The 14,310-nt window shown below is 58.6% G+C and carries 15 protein-coding genes and 1 tRNA gene; 15 read left to right on the top strand and 1 reads right to left on the bottom strand.

The genetic code is table 11. The features are described 5' to 3' along the window. The first annotated feature begins 3 nt into the window (after positions 1 to 3). From bamC to BMY98_RS15575, 8 genes are all read left to right on the top strand, one after another. The gene (bamC, locus tag BMY98_RS15610) at positions 4 to 1,119 is read left to right on the top strand and encodes an outer membrane protein assembly factor BamC (RefSeq protein WP_074890683.1); all 1,116 of its coding nucleotides are present in this window, start codon (positions 4 to 6) and stop codon (positions 1,117 to 1,119) included. Next, positions 1,120 to 1,878, top strand: coding sequence for an MBL fold metallo-hydrolase (locus BMY98_RS15605; protein WP_074890681.1), 759 nt, complete (start codon positions 1,120 to 1,122; stop codon positions 1,876 to 1,878). It begins immediately after the preceding gene. Between the two features lie 59 nt (positions 1,879 to 1,937). Next, positions 1,938 to 2,651: a phosphoribosylaminoimidazolesuccinocarboxamide synthase gene (gene purC / locus BMY98_RS15600; RefSeq protein ID WP_037017287.1), complete on the top strand. Its 714-nt coding sequence runs from the start codon at positions 1,938 to 1,940 to the stop codon at positions 2,649 to 2,651. Positions 2,652 to 2,755: 104 nt separating this feature from the next. After that, a tRNA-Ser gene (locus BMY98_RS15595) sits at positions 2,756 to 2,845 on the top strand. 153 nt (positions 2,846 to 2,998) lie between these two features. Beyond that, positions 2,999 to 3,376 (top strand): hypothetical protein, encoded by a 378-nt coding sequence (locus BMY98_RS15590; RefSeq protein ID WP_074890679.1) that lies wholly within the window; start codon positions 2,999 to 3,001, stop codon positions 3,374 to 3,376. Between the two features lie 7 nt (positions 3,377 to 3,383). Continuing rightward, a complete protein-coding gene (locus BMY98_RS15585; protein ID WP_074890677.1) occupies positions 3,384 to 3,755 on the top strand; it encodes a hypothetical protein in 372 nt (123 codons plus the stop codon). A gap of 89 nt (positions 3,756 to 3,844) precedes the next feature. Then, positions 3,845 to 4,204: a hypothetical protein gene (locus tag BMY98_RS15580; protein ID WP_245760074.1), complete on the top strand. Its 360-nt coding sequence runs from the start codon at positions 3,845 to 3,847 to the stop codon at positions 4,202 to 4,204. 153 nt (positions 4,205 to 4,357) lie between these two features. Next, entirely contained in the window at positions 4,358 to 5,029 is a 672-nt protein-coding gene (locus BMY98_RS15575; RefSeq protein ID WP_074890674.1) for a class I SAM-dependent methyltransferase, read from the top strand. A 49-nt stretch (positions 5,030 to 5,078) separates the two neighbouring features. Here BMY98_RS15575 and BMY98_RS15570 read toward each other — a convergent pair whose 3' ends face one another. Further along, entirely contained in the window at positions 5,079 to 5,309 is a 231-nt protein-coding gene (locus BMY98_RS15570) for a DUF6555 family protein (RefSeq protein ID WP_074890673.1), read from the bottom strand. 395 nt (positions 5,310 to 5,704) lie between these two features. Between BMY98_RS15570 and BMY98_RS15565 the strand changes: the two genes are divergently transcribed. The 7 genes from BMY98_RS15565 to BMY98_RS15535 all read left to right on the top strand — a co-directional run bounded on the left by BMY98_RS15565 (position 5,705) and on the right by BMY98_RS15535 (position 14,270). Then, positions 5,705 to 7,393 carry an NAD-dependent malic enzyme gene (locus tag BMY98_RS15565; protein WP_074890671.1) on the top strand — a complete coding sequence of 563 codons (1,689 nt, stop codon included), beginning with the start codon at positions 5,705 to 5,707 and terminating at the stop codon, positions 7,391 to 7,393. A 132-nt stretch (positions 7,394 to 7,525) separates the two neighbouring features. Then, positions 7,526 to 9,151, top strand: a complete 1,626-nt coding sequence (locus BMY98_RS15560) for a GMC family oxidoreductase (RefSeq protein WP_074890670.1) — start codon at positions 7,526 to 7,528, stop codon at positions 9,149 to 9,151. Positions 9,152 to 9,347: 196 nt separating this feature from the next. Continuing rightward, positions 9,348 to 10,997 carry a phosphoethanolamine transferase gene (locus BMY98_RS15555; RefSeq protein ID WP_074890668.1) on the top strand — a complete coding sequence of 550 codons (1,650 nt, stop codon included), beginning with the start codon at positions 9,348 to 9,350 and terminating at the stop codon, positions 10,995 to 10,997. Next, positions 10,990 to 11,649, top strand: coding sequence for a class I SAM-dependent methyltransferase (locus tag BMY98_RS15550; protein ID WP_074890667.1), 660 nt, complete (start codon positions 10,990 to 10,992; stop codon positions 11,647 to 11,649). The genes BMY98_RS15555 and BMY98_RS15550 overlap by 8 nt, the downstream gene beginning before the upstream one ends. Positions 11,650 to 11,782: 133 nt before the next feature. After that, positions 11,783 to 12,916: a ribonuclease D gene (gene rnd / locus BMY98_RS15545; RefSeq protein ID WP_074890665.1), complete on the top strand. Its 1,134-nt coding sequence runs from the start codon at positions 11,783 to 11,785 to the stop codon at positions 12,914 to 12,916. Then, a complete protein-coding gene (locus BMY98_RS15540; RefSeq protein WP_074890664.1) occupies positions 12,913 to 13,206 on the top strand; it encodes a YcgL domain-containing protein in 294 nt (97 codons plus the stop codon). The genes rnd and BMY98_RS15540 overlap by 4 nt, the downstream gene beginning before the upstream one ends. A gap of 131 nt (positions 13,207 to 13,337) precedes the next feature. Further along, on the top strand, positions 13,338 to 14,270 hold the full coding sequence (locus BMY98_RS15535; protein WP_074890662.1) for a D-2-hydroxyacid dehydrogenase: 933 nt from the start codon (positions 13,338 to 13,340) through the stop codon (positions 14,268 to 14,270). The last annotated feature ends 40 nt before the right edge of the window (positions 14,271 to 14,310 follow it).

Raw genomic sequence — 14,310 nt, 5'->3', positions numbered from 1 at the left:
GCAATGAAGCGACTGGCCGGACTTTCCGCACTAGCCTTGATTATTTCCAGCACCAGCGGTTGCAGCTGGCTTTTTGGCCAGGACGGTTATTTCCGCGATCGCAGCAGCGATTACCTGGAAGCTAGCCAGAAGCCGCCGATGCAATTGCCCGAGGGCGTTCAGGAAGTCAAACGCCTGGACCCGTTGCTTCCAATCCCGCGCAACGTTGCCGACGACACCCAGAAGGGTGAATTCACCGTGCCGCGTCCGCAACCGCTGGCCACTGCTCAGGACTCCGGCGACTACACGCTGCAGAAGAGCGGCGACAACCGCTGGATCCTCGCCCAGCGCGCACCGGCCGAAGTCTGGCCAGTGGCGCACCAGTACTTCGAAGATAACGGCTTCCGCATTGCTGAAGATCGTCCGCAGACCGGTGAATTCAACACCACCTGGCAGCGCATGGACGAATTGTCGGCATCGGTGGCCAAGCGCATGGGTTCGAGTGGCGATGCTGCCAACACCGAAACCCGCCTCCGCGTTCGTATCGAGCCGGGCGTGCAGCGCAACACCAGTGAAATCTACGTGGTCAGCGTGCAGCGTCCGGCTGGCAGCAAAGATGACCCCGCATTCCCGTCGCGCAGCACCAACGTCGGCCTCGACTCCGTGCTGACTGACGACATGCTGGCGAGCCTGACCCGTACTGCCGAGAAGGGCGGTTCGGTGTCCTTGCTGGCGGCGCGTGATTTCGACACCCCAAGCCGTGTTTCCCTCAGCGAAGACGGCAGCGGCAACCCGGTGCTGAACCTGGGCGCGGACCTGGATCGCGCATGGTCGAGCGTCGGTCGTGCGCTTAACCAGGGCGACTGGCGCGTTGAAGACATCAACCGCAGCCTGGGCCTTTACTACATCAACCTGGCGGAAAAAGCCGACAAGCCTGAGAACAAGCCTGGCTTCCTCAGTCGCGTGTTCGGCAGTGAAGAGTCCAAGGAAGAGAAAGAAGCACGCGCCGAGCGTTATCAGGTTCGCCTGAGCAAGGTCGGCGAGAACGTTCAGGTGACGGTCGAGAAGAACATCAACACCGTGGCGCCGACGGAAGTCGCTCGTCGTGTGTTGAGCGTCATTCAGGACAACCTGGGTTAAGTGCGCTTCGCGGTTCTGGGCAGTGGCAGTCGCGGCAATGCCACACTGGTTGCGAGCAACGACACGTACGTGCTGGTCGATTGCGGTTTCTCTCTGCGGGAAACCGAACGTCGGCTCGACAGGCTGGGCGTCAGCGGTAAACAGCTCAGCGCCATTCTAGTGACCCACGAACATGCCGATCATGTGCATGGCGTGGGTTTGCTGTCTCGGCGCTACGATGTGCCGGTGTACCTCAGCAACGGCACGCTGCGCGGCATGCGCAAGCCGGTGGAAGCCGGTCTTCGACTGGTGGGCGGGCAGGGGCTGCGCATCGGCGATCTGGGGATCGACGTGGTGTCGGTGGCTCACGATGCGCTGGAGCCGACCCAGTTCGTGTTCAACGACGGGCGCCGGCGCTTCGGCCTGTTGACCGACCTCGGCTCGTATTGCCCGATGGTCCTGGACAGCTACCGCGGGCTCGATGCCCTCATGGTCGAGTCCAATCACTGCCGCGATCTGCTTGCCCGGGGTCAGTACCCGTACTTTCTCAAGCAGCGAGTGGGTGGTGATCACGGTCATTTGAACAATCATCAGGCTGCCGGCCTGGTGAACGAGTTGGGATGGCAGGATCTGCAGCACCTGGTGCTGGCCCATCTGAGCAGCAAGAACAACCTGCCGCATCTGGCCCGGCAATGTTTCGTCGACACCCTGGGGTGCGACGAGGACTGGCTACAATTGGCCGATCAGGATTCAGGGCTCGACTGGCGCGAAATCGCCTAGCGTCCCAAACGGGCGACTCGCCCCCATTATTCAGCCAGATTCAGCAAGCGGAGCCCATCATGGAAAAACGTGAAGAACTCTACCGCGGCAAAGCCAAGTCGGTTTACAAGACCGACGACGCTGACCGCTTGATCCTTGTGTTCCGCAACGACACCTCGGCGTTCGACGGCAAGCGCATCGAACAGCTCGACCGTAAAGGCATGGTGAACAACAAGTTCAACGCCTTCATCATGCAGAAGCTGGAAGCCGCAGGCATTCCGACCCAGTTCGACAAACTGCTGGCCGACAACGAAGTGCTGGTCAAGAAGCTCGACATGATCCCGGTCGAATGCGTCGTGCGTAACTACGCCGCCGGCAGCCTGGTCAAGCGCCTGGGCGTGGAAGAGGGCATGAAGCTCAACCCTTACACGTTCGAGCTGTTCCTGAAGGACGACGCCAAGGGCGACCCGTTCATCAACGACTCCCACGTCGTCGCGTTCGGTTGGGGCACCGCCGAGCAGCTGGTTCGCATGAAAGAACTGTCCCTGAAGGTCAATGAAGTTCTGACCAAGCTATTCGACGATGCCGGCCTGCTGCTGGTCGACTTCAAGCTCGAATTCGGCGTGTTCAGCGATGGCTCGATCGTCCTGGGCGACGAGTTCAGCCCGGACGGCTGCCGCCTGTGGGACAAAGAAACCCGCAAGAAAATGGACAAGGACCGCTTCCGTCAGGGCCTCGGCGATGTCATCGAAGCCTACGAAGAAGTCGCCCAGCGTCTCGGCGTACCGCTCTGATCCAGCGCTTCAGGCGGAAAACGCTGCAAGCATCTGAAAGAACGCGAAAAAATCCGTAAAAAGGGTTCGCGTTCTTCGAACGAACTGTTATGATGCGCGCCGTTGGAGAGATGCCGGAGTGGCCGAACGGGACGGATTCGAAATCCGTTGTACTGGCGACAGTACCTAGGGTTCAAATCCCTATCTCTCCGCCATTATTTGAAAAGCCCCAGAAGTTATGCTTCTGGGGCTTTTTTGTTTCTGTCGTTTGGAATACCGGAAATCGTGACGAGCACAACCGGCTTCCGCGGTTTTCGGCATCACTGGTAAGCTGAGGGTGCTTTGCATTTTTTCGCTTGGAGGCGGTGATGCGCGGATACACCCAGTTAATTGATTTTATGCAGGATTTGGGCGATGGCATTCTTGACCACCTCCCGGAGGAGCAAAGGGTAGCAATTCTGAGTGTCGAGGACATTGTCGAGCTTTGGATGCAGCGGAAGTCATATCTTCAAGCCCTTTCTTTAAAAAAAGACATAGTGACCTACGCAAAGCTTGATGAGGCAGGCGATTACTCTGTTGATCAGCTTCTCGATGACTTTGATCTGTGCTTCATCCCGGAAAGATTTGGTTGTGAGGATCACATTTTTCTCACCGGTATCCTTGATTTGATTAATTTGCATATCGAGAAAAAGCGTCAAGGTATGCTTGTTAAGTACTTTGGTTGGTTAGGTTATCAGCAAACATGAGGTAATCATGCGTCAGTATGTATCGTTGATTAATTTCATGCTGGCTTTAGGCACGGCTATCCAGGATTATTTACCTGAAGATGAGCGCGCCAACGTCCCTGACTTGAAATCCTTTCTGGATGAATGGGCTTCGAGAACTTCGCTTATCGAGCTTTACCGTCTGCGTGGCGATATCAGGTCATATTTGGTTAAGCACGCTGCCGGTGATTACACCATAGATGAGTTGTTTTTTTATTACGACATAGGCTTCGTGTATGAACGATTCGGCAGTGAAGATCCGGTTTTTCTGGCAGGTGTCGTCCAGATCCTCGACAGGGTCATAGATAGGAAAAAAGCAGCTCTGGCTAGGAAATACCTTGGATGGATCGGTTTCAAGTAGCTGATACCTAAGGTCCTCAGCCGAAGGCTCCACCCCCTGAATACAGTGTCACTTCTTCGCAACCCCTAGAGGTATCCATGCACGGGTTTATGGAACTCATCGACTTCATGAAGCATCTGGCTGACGGGGTGCTTGATTATCTGCCTGAGGATCAGAGGGTAGGACAGCTCACAGCAGATCAGGTGCTAGATGAATGGATGAAGGGAAAATCGTATTTTGCGGCGCGTTCCCTCAGGAATGATCTGAAAAGTTATATAAAACTCTACAAGTCCGGCGACTATTCCGTAGATGAAATATTGTCGTGGTACGACCTTTCATATATTCCAGAAAGGTTTGGCTGTGAAGAGTGGGAATTGTTCACGAGCATACTGTGTTCAATCGATTCTCATATTGAAAGAAAACGAAAACACTTCCTGGTCAAGTGCCTTGGCAGGCTAGGTTACCGCTAGGTCAAGTCAGCGTGGGGATGTGGCAACTACCGCGCAAACGTACCCGGCACTTTACTTTTCCCAACCCCCGCCTACTCTCGATCTCACGCCCACTCGCGGCACGAGATCGCTCCACGCCCCATCCCCCAATCGTTCCAGCCAGTCAGAGAAGCCATGACTACCATCCGAGAGCTCAACGATTTCATCAGCAACCCGGAACTCAATGATTCGATCGCACAGATCTGGACGTTGATCGGCAAGCACTTCGAGCAGGCGCAGAGCACGTTGCCGGCGGAGCGGACAATGCCGCGCAAGGAGTTGTCGTTTCACGATCATGTGCGGTTACTGGGTTACCTGGCGCTTCTGGTCGAAGGCATTCCCGGCGACGTGGTCGAGATTGGTGTCTGGAAGGGCAAGTCGCTGGTGCTGATGAATGAGGTCTGCAATCGCGAGCGCCGCATCATCGGGATTGATCCCTTTGAGCTGCCCAATCAGTTTGAAGAGTTTAGTTACTACCAGGAGAAGCTGTTCTCGAACGCTTTGGTAATGAGGGGCTATTCGGAGTTGTGTGCCGAGCGCTTCTACAACCTGTCGCCGAAGGTGGCGCTCTTGCACATCGATGGCGGCCACGCCGGGCGTAATGTGCTGCTGGACTTCCTGCTGTACTCGCCAAGCGTCGTCACGGGCGGGTTTATCGTGTTCGACGACTACGGCGACTTCCAGCATTCACCTGAAGTAGGCCCTGCTGTTGATTTGCTTCGCGCGACGGGCTATTTCAAGGGATTCAACGTGATCGGATGTGTTCACGGCTTTGAGACGAGCTATGTGATCCAGCGGATTGGATAGCGTCAACCGCCTTCTGCAAAAAACGCCGGCGGAGGGCTGGGCAGAACCATCAGACCCACTCTCCCCAGCGCACGTCCGTCAAACCATACCGCCGGCCATGGGCGATCAGCGCGGTCAGCTCTTCTCGGGTCTTGGACAGGTTGTGCAGTACGCCAATGCCTGCGTGCAGGCAGGCGTAGTACCAAGCGTCGACTTCGTCCAGCACTGAGTCGGGTTGGAGAAACACTCGCTGCTCGCCCAGAAAGCGGTAATGGATACGAAAGATGCGCTGGCCTGACATTAATATCTCCGATTTGATATCAATGTGACTGCACTGGCTTATCGCCAGTTCAATGTGTAAATCCTTTCAGCGCGGCGAATCTGTGACCACGACGCCGACTTCATCACGCGGAGAGGGCAGCCCGCCACCGTTAGTTTTATCTGTGACCGCAGACGGTTGCTTTGTTCGCGGTGACAGGCGATTTCCTGAACCGGATGGCGACTTCTGGCCCATCATTTCGCAATCCAAGGGCGACAAAATGTCGCAATCGTTTTCAGGCGAGTAAGATAGGCACCCTGTTTTTACCCCCTATTTCTTCCGGCGGATCCTGCGTTGAGCGTCGTGTACACCGACCTCCGGGGCTTCGTTTCGACGACGTATTGATAGAGCAAACAGAGAAAAGGCGATCACTGCAAATGACCAAGACCTCGCGACCTTTATATATTTCCTATGCCGGCCCTTCGTTGCTGGAGATGCCGTTGCTGAACAAAGGCAGTGCCTTCACACCGCAAGAACGCATTGATTTCAACCTGGTCGGCCTGCTGCCACAGAATGTCGAAACCATCGAAGAGCAGGTCACTCGCGTTTACAACCAGTACCAGCAATGCGCAAGCGATCTGGATAAACACATTTATCTGCGTTCGATCCAGGACAACAACGAAACCCTGTTCTTCCGCCTGCTGGATTCCCACCTCGACGAGATGCTGCCGATCATCTACACCCCGACCGTGGGTCAGGCGTGTCAGGAATTCTCGAAGATCTACCGCACCCACCGCGGGCTGTTCATCTCCTACCCCGAGCGCGATCGCATCGACGATATCCTGCGCAGCGCAACGAAAGATCGCATCAAAATCATCGTGGTGACGGACAGCGAGCGCATCCTCGGTCTGGGCGATCAGGGCATCGGCGGCATGGGCATTCCGATCGGCAAGCTGTCGCTGTACACCGCATGCGGCGGCATTAGCCCGGCGTACACCTTGCCGATCGTGCTCGACGTGGGCACCAACAACAAAGAACTGCTGGACGACCCGATGTACATGGGCTGGCGCCACGAGCGCGTCACCGGCAAGGAATACGAGGACTTCATCGCGCTGTTCATCGAGGCCGTTCAGCGCCGCTGGCCGGACGTGTTGCTGCAGTTCGAAGACTTTGCCCAGACCAACGCGATGCCGTTGCTGGAGAAGTACCGCGATGAGTTGTGCTGCTTCAACGACGACATTCAGGGCACCGCGTCGGTTGCCGTGGGCACCTTGCTGGCGGCTTGCAAGGCCAAGCACGAAACCCTTGGCCAGCAGCGGGTGGTGTTCCTCGGCGCGGGTTCGGCGGGTTGCGGGATCGCCGAGCACATCATTGCGGCCATGGTCATCGAAGGCCTGAGCGAAGCTGACGCACGCAAACGCGTGATGATGGTCGACCGCTTCGGGCTGCTGACTGACAGCATGGACAACCTGCTGGACTTCCAGAAGAACCTCGCGCAGAAGACTGCGGACGTGGCGGGCTGGTCGAGCGGTGAGGGTTCGCCCGAGTTGCTGGACGTGGTTGCCAATGGCAAGCCGACCGTGCTGATCGGTGTCTCTGGCCAGCGCGGCCTGTTCACCGAGCAGGTCATCCGCGAGATGCACAAGCACTGCGCCAAGCCTTTGGTCATGCCGTTGTCCAACCCGACCTCGAAGGTCGAAGTCACGCCGCAGGAAGTGCTGACCTGGACCAACGGTGATGCGCTGGTCGCCACTGGCAGTCCGTTTGCCCCGGTCACTGTGGGCGATCGCACGTTCCACATCGCCCAGTGCAACAACTCCTACATCTTCCCGGGCATCGGCCTGGGTGTTGTGGCGTCGAAAGCCACGCGCATCACCGACAAAATGCTGATGGCGGCTTCCAATGCGCTGGCGGAATGCTCGCCGATGGTGACGGGCAAGGGTGACGCAGTCCTGCCGCCGCTGAAGGAGATTCAACAGGTGAGCAAGAAGATTGCCCTGGCCGTGGCCAAGCAGGCTCAGGCTGAAGACGTGGCGCTGGAGACCACCGAAGAAATGCTCGTCGAAGCCATTGAGCGTAACTTCTGGATGCCGAACTACCGCAGCTACCGTCGCAGCGCGGTTTAGTCGGAACCGTCTCTGGCGTAAAAAACGCTTTAACCGGACCGCCCCATGGAAACATGCGGCGGTCTTTTGTTTTGTGGCGAAAAACTTCAGGATGGGGCCTGCATAAAAACAAAAAACATCAGCGAGGGACGCATGCAAACGGACGTCAGTCTTCATGACTACATCATCGTCGGCGCAGGCCCGGCGGGCTGCCTGCTGGCCAATCGGCTGTCGCAGAATCCTGCTCACCGGGTCCTGTTGCTCGAAGCCGGCGGCCAGGACAATTACGCCTGGATTCATGTGCCGGTGGGCTACCTCTACTGCATCGGCAATCCGCGCACCGACTGGTGCTTCAAAACCGAAGCGGAGCCCGGCCTCGGCGGACGCGCGCTCAACTACCCTCGCGGCAAAGTACTGGGCGGGTGCTCATCCATCAACGGCATGATCTACATGCGCGGCCAGGCCCGGGACTACGACGGGTGGGCGGAGCAGGGCAACACGGGCTGGGGCTGGAAGGACGTCCTGCCGATCTTCAAACGCTCGGAAAACCACTACGCCGGCGACTCAGAACTTCACAGCGGGAGAGGCGAATGGCGGGTCGAGCAGCAGCGTCTCTCATGGACCTTGCTGGATGCGTTCCGTGAGGCAGCGGCGCAAACCGGCATCCCGTCCATCCCCGACTTCAACGGCGGCGATAACGAAGGGTGCAGCTATTTTCAGGTGAATCAGCGGCGCGGTGTGCGCTGGAACGCGTCCAAGGCATTTCTCCGGCCAGCGTTGAAACGGACCAACCTGACGGTGATCACAGGCGCGGAAGTGTCGCGCGTGGTGTTCGAAAACAGTCGAGCCAGCGGAGTGCTTGCCCGCGTCAACGGGCAGGAACAGACGCTTCGCGCCCGGCGGGAAGTGATCCTCTGCTGCGGCGCCATCGGGTCGCCCATGGTTCTGCAACGCTCAGGCATCGGGCCGCGGCCTCTGCTGGAAAAGCTCGGCATGGGCGTTCTGCATGAGCTACCCGGCGTCGGCGCGAATTTGCAGGATCACCTGCAGCTCCGTCTGATCTACAAGGTCACTAATGGCCAGACGCTGAATCAGATGGCCGGCAGCCTGTGGGGCAAGATGAACATGGGCCTGCGCTACGCCTTCAATCGCAGCGGGCCCTTGGCGATGGCGCCGAGTCAGCTGGGTGCGTTTGCGCGCTCGGGGCCGGAGCAGGCAAGCGCCAATCTTGAGTACCACGTGCAGCCTTTGTCCCTCGAGCGCTTCGGCGAGCCGCTTCACGGGTTTCCCGCCTTCACGGCGTCCGTGTGCGACCTGCGCCCACAGAGCCGCGGCACGGTGGAGATTCGTTCGGCGCTGGCCGATGCTGCGCCGATCATCAAGCCGAATTATTTGAGTCACGAGACGGACCTCAAGGTGGCTGCGGATGCGATTCGCCTGACCCGTCGCATCGCCGCCGCGCCCGCCCTCGCTCCCTTCGAACCGGTTGAATACCTGCCCGGCGCGAGCCTGCAAACCGAAGAAGAATTGCGGGAGGCGGCCAGCGTCGTCGGCACGACGATCTTTCACCCGGTCGGCACCTGCAAGATGGGGCAGGGCCGCGACGACGTGGTCGACGAACGCCTGCGCGTGCACGGCATCACCGGCCTGCGCGTGGTGGACGCGTCGATCATGCCGAACATCACCTCCGGCAACACCTGCTCGCCGACCGTGATGATCGCCGAGAAGGCGGCGCAGATGATTATTGAGGATGCAGCGGCGCAGACCTGTTCGGCATAAAGCTTGACCCGCTACTGAAGACCTGGCTGATTTCCTGCGGCTTGCACCGCAGGAGCCTATTCAACAAGCAACAATCCCACCCCACCAATCGTTCTCATCCTTTTCACAAAAAATTGATGGCCCGATGCCTAAAGTTCGCGGCATCGGCGGGGCTCCTTCCGCGTTTAATTTCTCATTTCCAGCCAAGCAGACTTTTATGCTGAACGTCAAAGCAGTTCGTCCCGAGCTTGTGACATTGCTTGCCAGTGCCTTTTTATTGATCGGGTTTAACCTGACCCTCTGGCAGCATCTATTCGCCATTACCGACTCAGACGGTAAGGGCCTGTTGTTGCGCGGTGCTTTTGCGCTGATGGTGTTCTGTGTATTTAATATCTTCTTCACACTTTTAGCGTTCAAGCGCGTATTGAAACCGGTGCTGATCTGCCTCTTTTTCATCAGCGCTGGTGTGGCTTATTTCATGAGCCAATACGGCGTGATGATTGACGCGGGGATGTTCAGGAACTTTGCTGAAACCAATGTCACCGAAGTGCGCGATCTTCTTTCATTGAAGTTGCTCGGTTATTTGTTCTTTTTGGGTGTGGTACCGTCATTCATTCTTTTCAAAACACCGATTGCCTATCGTCGCTGGCCCCGTGAGTTGCTCAGCAAGGCGCTGGTGTCGGTTGTGTGCGCGGTCGCCATTGGCGGCGTGGCGTTGTCGAATTACCAGGGGCTGTCGTCACTGTTTCGCAATCATCACGAGTTGCGCCTGATGGTGGTGCCGAGCAACTACCTTGCGGCGTCCGTGGGCTACTTGAGCGAGCAGGTCAAGTCCGCGCAGCGGCCGTTCGTGAGTATCGGTCAAGACGCCAAACTTGCCAGCGACTGGCAGCAGCACAAGCGCAAATCACTGACCGTGCTGGTCGTGGGTGAAAGTGCGCGAGCCGAGAACTTCGGCGTTCTGGGTTACAACCGCGATACCACGCCCCAGCTGAGCAAGGAGCGCGGCCTGCTCACCTTTACGGATGTGCATTCCTGCGGCACAGAGACGGCGGTGTCGGTGCCGTGCATGTTTTCCAACATGGGGCGCAAGGATTACAACGCAACGACTGCACGCAATGAAGAAGGCATGCTCGATGTACTCAAACGCGCAGGGCTGGATGTGATCTGGCGCGACAACCAGTCGGGCTGCAAGGGCACCTGCGACCGGGTGACGTTGCAGGATGTCAGCAATCTCAAGGATCCGGGGCTGTGTGCCAACAACGAGTGCCGCGATGAAATCCTGTTGCAGGGGCTGCAGCACTTCATCGACACACTGGACAAAGACACCGTGCTGGTACTTCACCAGATGGGCAGTCATGGTCCCGAGTACTTCAAGCGTTATCCAAAAGAATTCGAGAAGTTCACCCCGGTGTGCGAAAGCAATGCACTGAATAATTGCTCCCGGGAAAGTATCGTCAACGGTTACGACAACACGTTGCTGTACACCGACCATGTACTGGCGTCGCTGATCGGTATCCTGCGCAACAATCAGGGCAAAGTGGACACGGCGATGGTTTATCTCTCCGATCACGGCGAGTCGCTGGGTGAATACAACCTGTTCCTGCATGGCACGCCTTATATGCTGGCGCCCGACCAACAGAAACATGTTCCGATGATTGCCTGGTTCTCCGAGAACTATCAGCAGTCATTCGCAGTGGATACCCATTGTTTGCAAAAAGAGCGGAACGCCCCTCTCAGTCAGGACAATCTTTTCCATTCGATGCTGGGCCTGCTGCAAGTGCGGACCAGTGTCTATAACCCGGCACTGGACATGTTCGCGGGCTGTCGGGGGATTTATACGGACGGGGTACTGGCCAATGAGTGAGCCCCTCGGCAAGAAAGTGCACGTCGACGAGTACGTGAGACGGCATGAACACACCCTCAGCCGACGTCTGAGTCTCTGGCGCGATGCGCAGTTGGCACGGATGGCGTTGCGGGATGCGGGCGAGCCAGGGCTGGTGCTGGACTTGCCGTCGGGCGCCGGGCGCTTCTGGCCGGTGTTGGCCGAACACGCCAATCGGGTAATCCTCGCGGCCGATCCTTCCACCGATATGCTCGCGTTTGCCGAGGCGCAGTCGTCAAGCGAGGTGCGCAAGCGCATCCGCACGTTCCAGAGTTCGGCGTTTTCCATCGGCTTGTCCGCCAATGCGGTGGACTGCATCTTCTGCATGCGGTTGTTCCATCACCTGGCCGACAGCGAAAAACGCGGCGCGATTCTCGAGGAGTTTCACCGGGTGACCCGGGACACGGCCATTGTCGGGCTGTGGGTGGACGGCAACGTGAAATCGTGGCGTCGCAAACGTCAGCAGGGTCGACTGGACGTTGAAGTGTCCGTGCCCCGCAATCGATTTGTGGTGTGCCGCAGCGACATTGAATCCGAGTTCGCGCGGGCGGGTTTCAGGATCGTCGATCACCATGATTTTCTTCCCGGCTACGCCATGTGGCGTGTGTACGTGCTGCGCAAGGCCGACCAGTGATCGGATGGACGGTCGTCGCCGCGGCGGCTATTTGCGCGCTTCAAAGATGAAGTTGTTCGAGACTTGCAGGACGGATGCCCGGTAATCGCTTGTAGCGATATATACTGCGCGCCATTCTTCGAGGGAGAGCCGTGTGGCCATCGATATTCACTGGATTCGCGACGACCATAGCCTCGCCGAACATTGCGCACAGTGGCAGACACTGCCCTACGTCGCGCTCGACACCGAATTCATGCGGGTCGACACCTTCTATCCCATCGCCGCGCTGTTGCAGATCGGCGATGGTTCACGCGCTTACCTGATCGACCCGTTGCTGATCAACGAGTGGAAACCTCTGGCCGCGCTGCTGGAAAACCCTGACGTCATCAAAGTCGTTCACGCCTGCAGCGAGGACCTTGAGGTGCTGTTGCGCTTGACCGGCAGCCTGCCGGCGCCGCTGTTCGACACGCAACTGGCTGCGGCCTATCTGAACCTCGGGTTCTCGATGGGTTATTCGCGTCTGGTCCAGGAAGTCCTGAACATCGATCTGCCGAAAGGCGAGACGCGTTCCGACTGGCTGCAGCGTCCGCTTTCGGAAACCCAGATCAGCTACGCCGCCGAAGACGCCGTGCACCTGGCCGAGGTGTACAACCTGCTGCGTCCGCGTTTGTCCGATGAAAAGTATGCGTGGGTGCTGGAAGATGGTGCCGAACTGGTCGCCAACCTGCGCCGCGAAACCGATCCCTATGACGCTTACCGCGACGCCAAGCTGGCGTGGAAGCTGTCCCGCGCGCAGCTCGCCGTGCTGCGTGAACTCTGCGCCTGGCGCGAGCAACAGGCGCGCCTGCGCAATCAGCCGCGCAACCGCGTTCTGCGCGAACATTCGCTGTGGCCGCTGGCGAAGTCCCAGCCGGACAATCTCGCCGCGCTGGCGAAAATCGATGATATGCACCCCAAGACCGTGCGTCAGGACGGCGAGTTTCTGCTCGACCTGATCAAGAAAGCCGGCAGCGTGTCGCCGGATCTGTGGCCGCCCGCCCTGCCGGAGCCGCTGCCGATCGAGGCCTCTAACGTGCTCAAGAGCCTGCGCGTCATTGGCCAGCAGCAAGCCGAACGCCTCGACATGGCGCCGGAATTGATGCTGCGCAAAAAGACCCTCGAAGCCCTGCTCAAGACCGGTTACCCAGACGGTCCCTATAAACTGCCCGATTCGCTGCGTGGCTGGCGCCGCGAATTGATGGGCCAGATGCTGCTCGACAGCCTGGCCAACGCCGGAGAACAGCCTTGAAACGTATTTGCTCCATCTACCGCAGCCCGCGCAGGAACGAAATGTACCTGTATGTCCTCAAGAGCGACGCCCTGGAGCGTGTGCCCGAGGAATTGCTGACCGCGTTCGGCAAGCCTCAGCACGCCTTCAATCTGGTGCTGTCGCCGGAACGCGCCCTGGCCCGTGAAGACATTCACGCAGTGCTCGCCAATCTGGAAAAGCAGGGTTACCACCTGCAGATGCCTCCGGCTGAAGACGATTACATCGAGCACTTGCCCGAAGAGCTGCTGCGCCGCAACGATCCGATGTGATCGATTTCTGACCCTGCAATCCACCGCAGGGGTACACCGGACCGTTGCATGCGTCAGACCTGACCGACTCAGCCGAGCACGGTCCGGAACGCTGCGCGGTCGCATGTCCCGTTTAGTCGAGTTTTGAATCCATGCGCGTTCTGATCGCCGAACACGATTACCCCGTTTACACCGAACTGCTCCGCCAGACTGCCCCCGAGATCGAAGTGTTGAGCAGCGGCAACTCCGCCGAGCTGTCGAAAATGGCCGCCGAGGCGCCGGTCTGGCTCGGTCAACCCGACCTGCTGGCGAATTTGCTCCGCCAGGGCCACAAACCGAAATGGCTGCAATCGACCTGGGCCGGCATCACCCCGCTGCTGGCTGACGGGTTGTACCGCGACTATCAACTGACCCGTGCCGTCGGCATATTCGGTCAGGTGATGGCCGAGTTCGTGCTGACCTACATGCTGGTACACGAGCGTGAAGTGTTGGCGCGGCTGGTCAGTCAGGTCGAGCGCAAGTGGGACAATCGCATGGGCCGTAGCCTGTCCGGGCGCAAAGCGCTGATTGTCGGTACCGGCGACATCGGCCGACACGTGGCGCAGTTCCTCGTGCCGTTTGGGGTCGAGGTCTACGGCATAGCGTCGAGCGCGCGGGCCGAAGCGCCCTTCGTTGAAGTGGCTGCACTGGAGGACCTGCCGCGTCTCGTGGCCGAGGTCGATTTCGTCATCAACCTGCTGCCCAACACGCCGCAGACCCACGACCTCTACAACGCCAAACTGTTTGCCTGCTTCAAGCCTTCGGCGTTGTTCATCAACGTCGGCCGGGGCACGGCGGTGGTCGATGCGGATCTGGTCGAAGCGCTGAAGGAAGGGCATCTGGCAGGGGCGGTCATTGACGTCTGCCGCCAAGAGCCGCTGCCTCAACGTCATCCGTTCTGGACGGCGTGGGGGCTGTTGCTCACCGGCCACAGCTCGGCCCCGACCTCGCCGCCGGCGATGACGCAGCTGTTCGTGGACAACCTCAAGGCGTATGCCGCTGGCGAGGCGTTGCGCGGAGAAGTGGATTTCGCGAAGGGCTATTGAGTTTCCTGGCTAAAGCCAGTCCTGCTGACATGATGCGTGC

Source organism: Pseudomonas graminis (assembly GCF_900111735.1).
In the GTDB taxonomy this organism is placed as follows: Bacteria; Pseudomonadota; Gammaproteobacteria; order Pseudomonadales; family Pseudomonadaceae; genus Aquipseudomonas; species Aquipseudomonas graminis.
This window is presented reverse-complemented; position numbering and strand designations above follow the sequence as displayed.

What these genes read in the sequence shown, in the direction of transcription:
- BMY98_RS15585 (WP_074890677.1), top strand. Translation starts at nt 3,384, where the DNA reads ATGCGTCAGTATGTATCGTTGATTAATTTCATGCTGGCTTTAGGCACG.
- BMY98_RS15580 (WP_245760074.1), top strand. Translation starts at nt 3,845, where the DNA reads ATGGAACTCATCGACTTCATGAAGCATCTGGCTGACGGGGTGCTTGAT.
- BMY98_RS15555 (WP_074890668.1), top strand. Translation starts at nt 9,348, where the DNA reads ATGCTGAACGTCAAAGCAGTTCGTCCCGAGCTTGTGACATTGCTTGCC.
- BMY98_RS15565 (WP_074890671.1), top strand. Translation starts at nt 5,705, where the DNA reads ATGACCAAGACCTCGCGACCTTTATATATTTCCTATGCCGGCCCTTCG.
- BMY98_RS15575 (WP_074890674.1), top strand. Translation starts at nt 4,358, where the DNA reads ATGACTACCATCCGAGAGCTCAACGATTTCATCAGCAACCCGGAACTC.
- purC (WP_037017287.1), top strand. Translation starts at nt 1,938, where the DNA reads ATGGAAAAACGTGAAGAACTCTACCGCGGCAAAGCCAAGTCGGTTTAC.
- BMY98_RS15550 (WP_074890667.1), top strand. Translation starts at nt 10,990, where the DNA reads ATGAGTGAGCCCCTCGGCAAGAAAGTGCACGTCGACGAGTACGTGAGA.
- BMY98_RS15560 (WP_074890670.1), top strand. Translation starts at nt 7,526, where the DNA reads ATGCAAACGGACGTCAGTCTTCATGACTACATCATCGTCGGCGCAGGC.
- BMY98_RS15590 (WP_074890679.1), top strand. Translation starts at nt 2,999, where the DNA reads ATGCGCGGATACACCCAGTTAATTGATTTTATGCAGGATTTGGGCGAT.
- BMY98_RS15535 (WP_074890662.1), top strand. Translation starts at nt 13,338, where the DNA reads ATGCGCGTTCTGATCGCCGAACACGATTACCCCGTTTACACCGAACTG.
- bamC (WP_074890683.1), top strand. Translation starts at nt 4, where the DNA reads ATGAAGCGACTGGCCGGACTTTCCGCACTAGCCTTGATTATTTCCAGC.
- BMY98_RS15570 (WP_074890673.1), bottom strand. Translation starts at nt 5,309, where the DNA reads ATGTCAGGCCAGCGCATCTTTCGTATCCATTACCGCTTTCTGGGCGAG.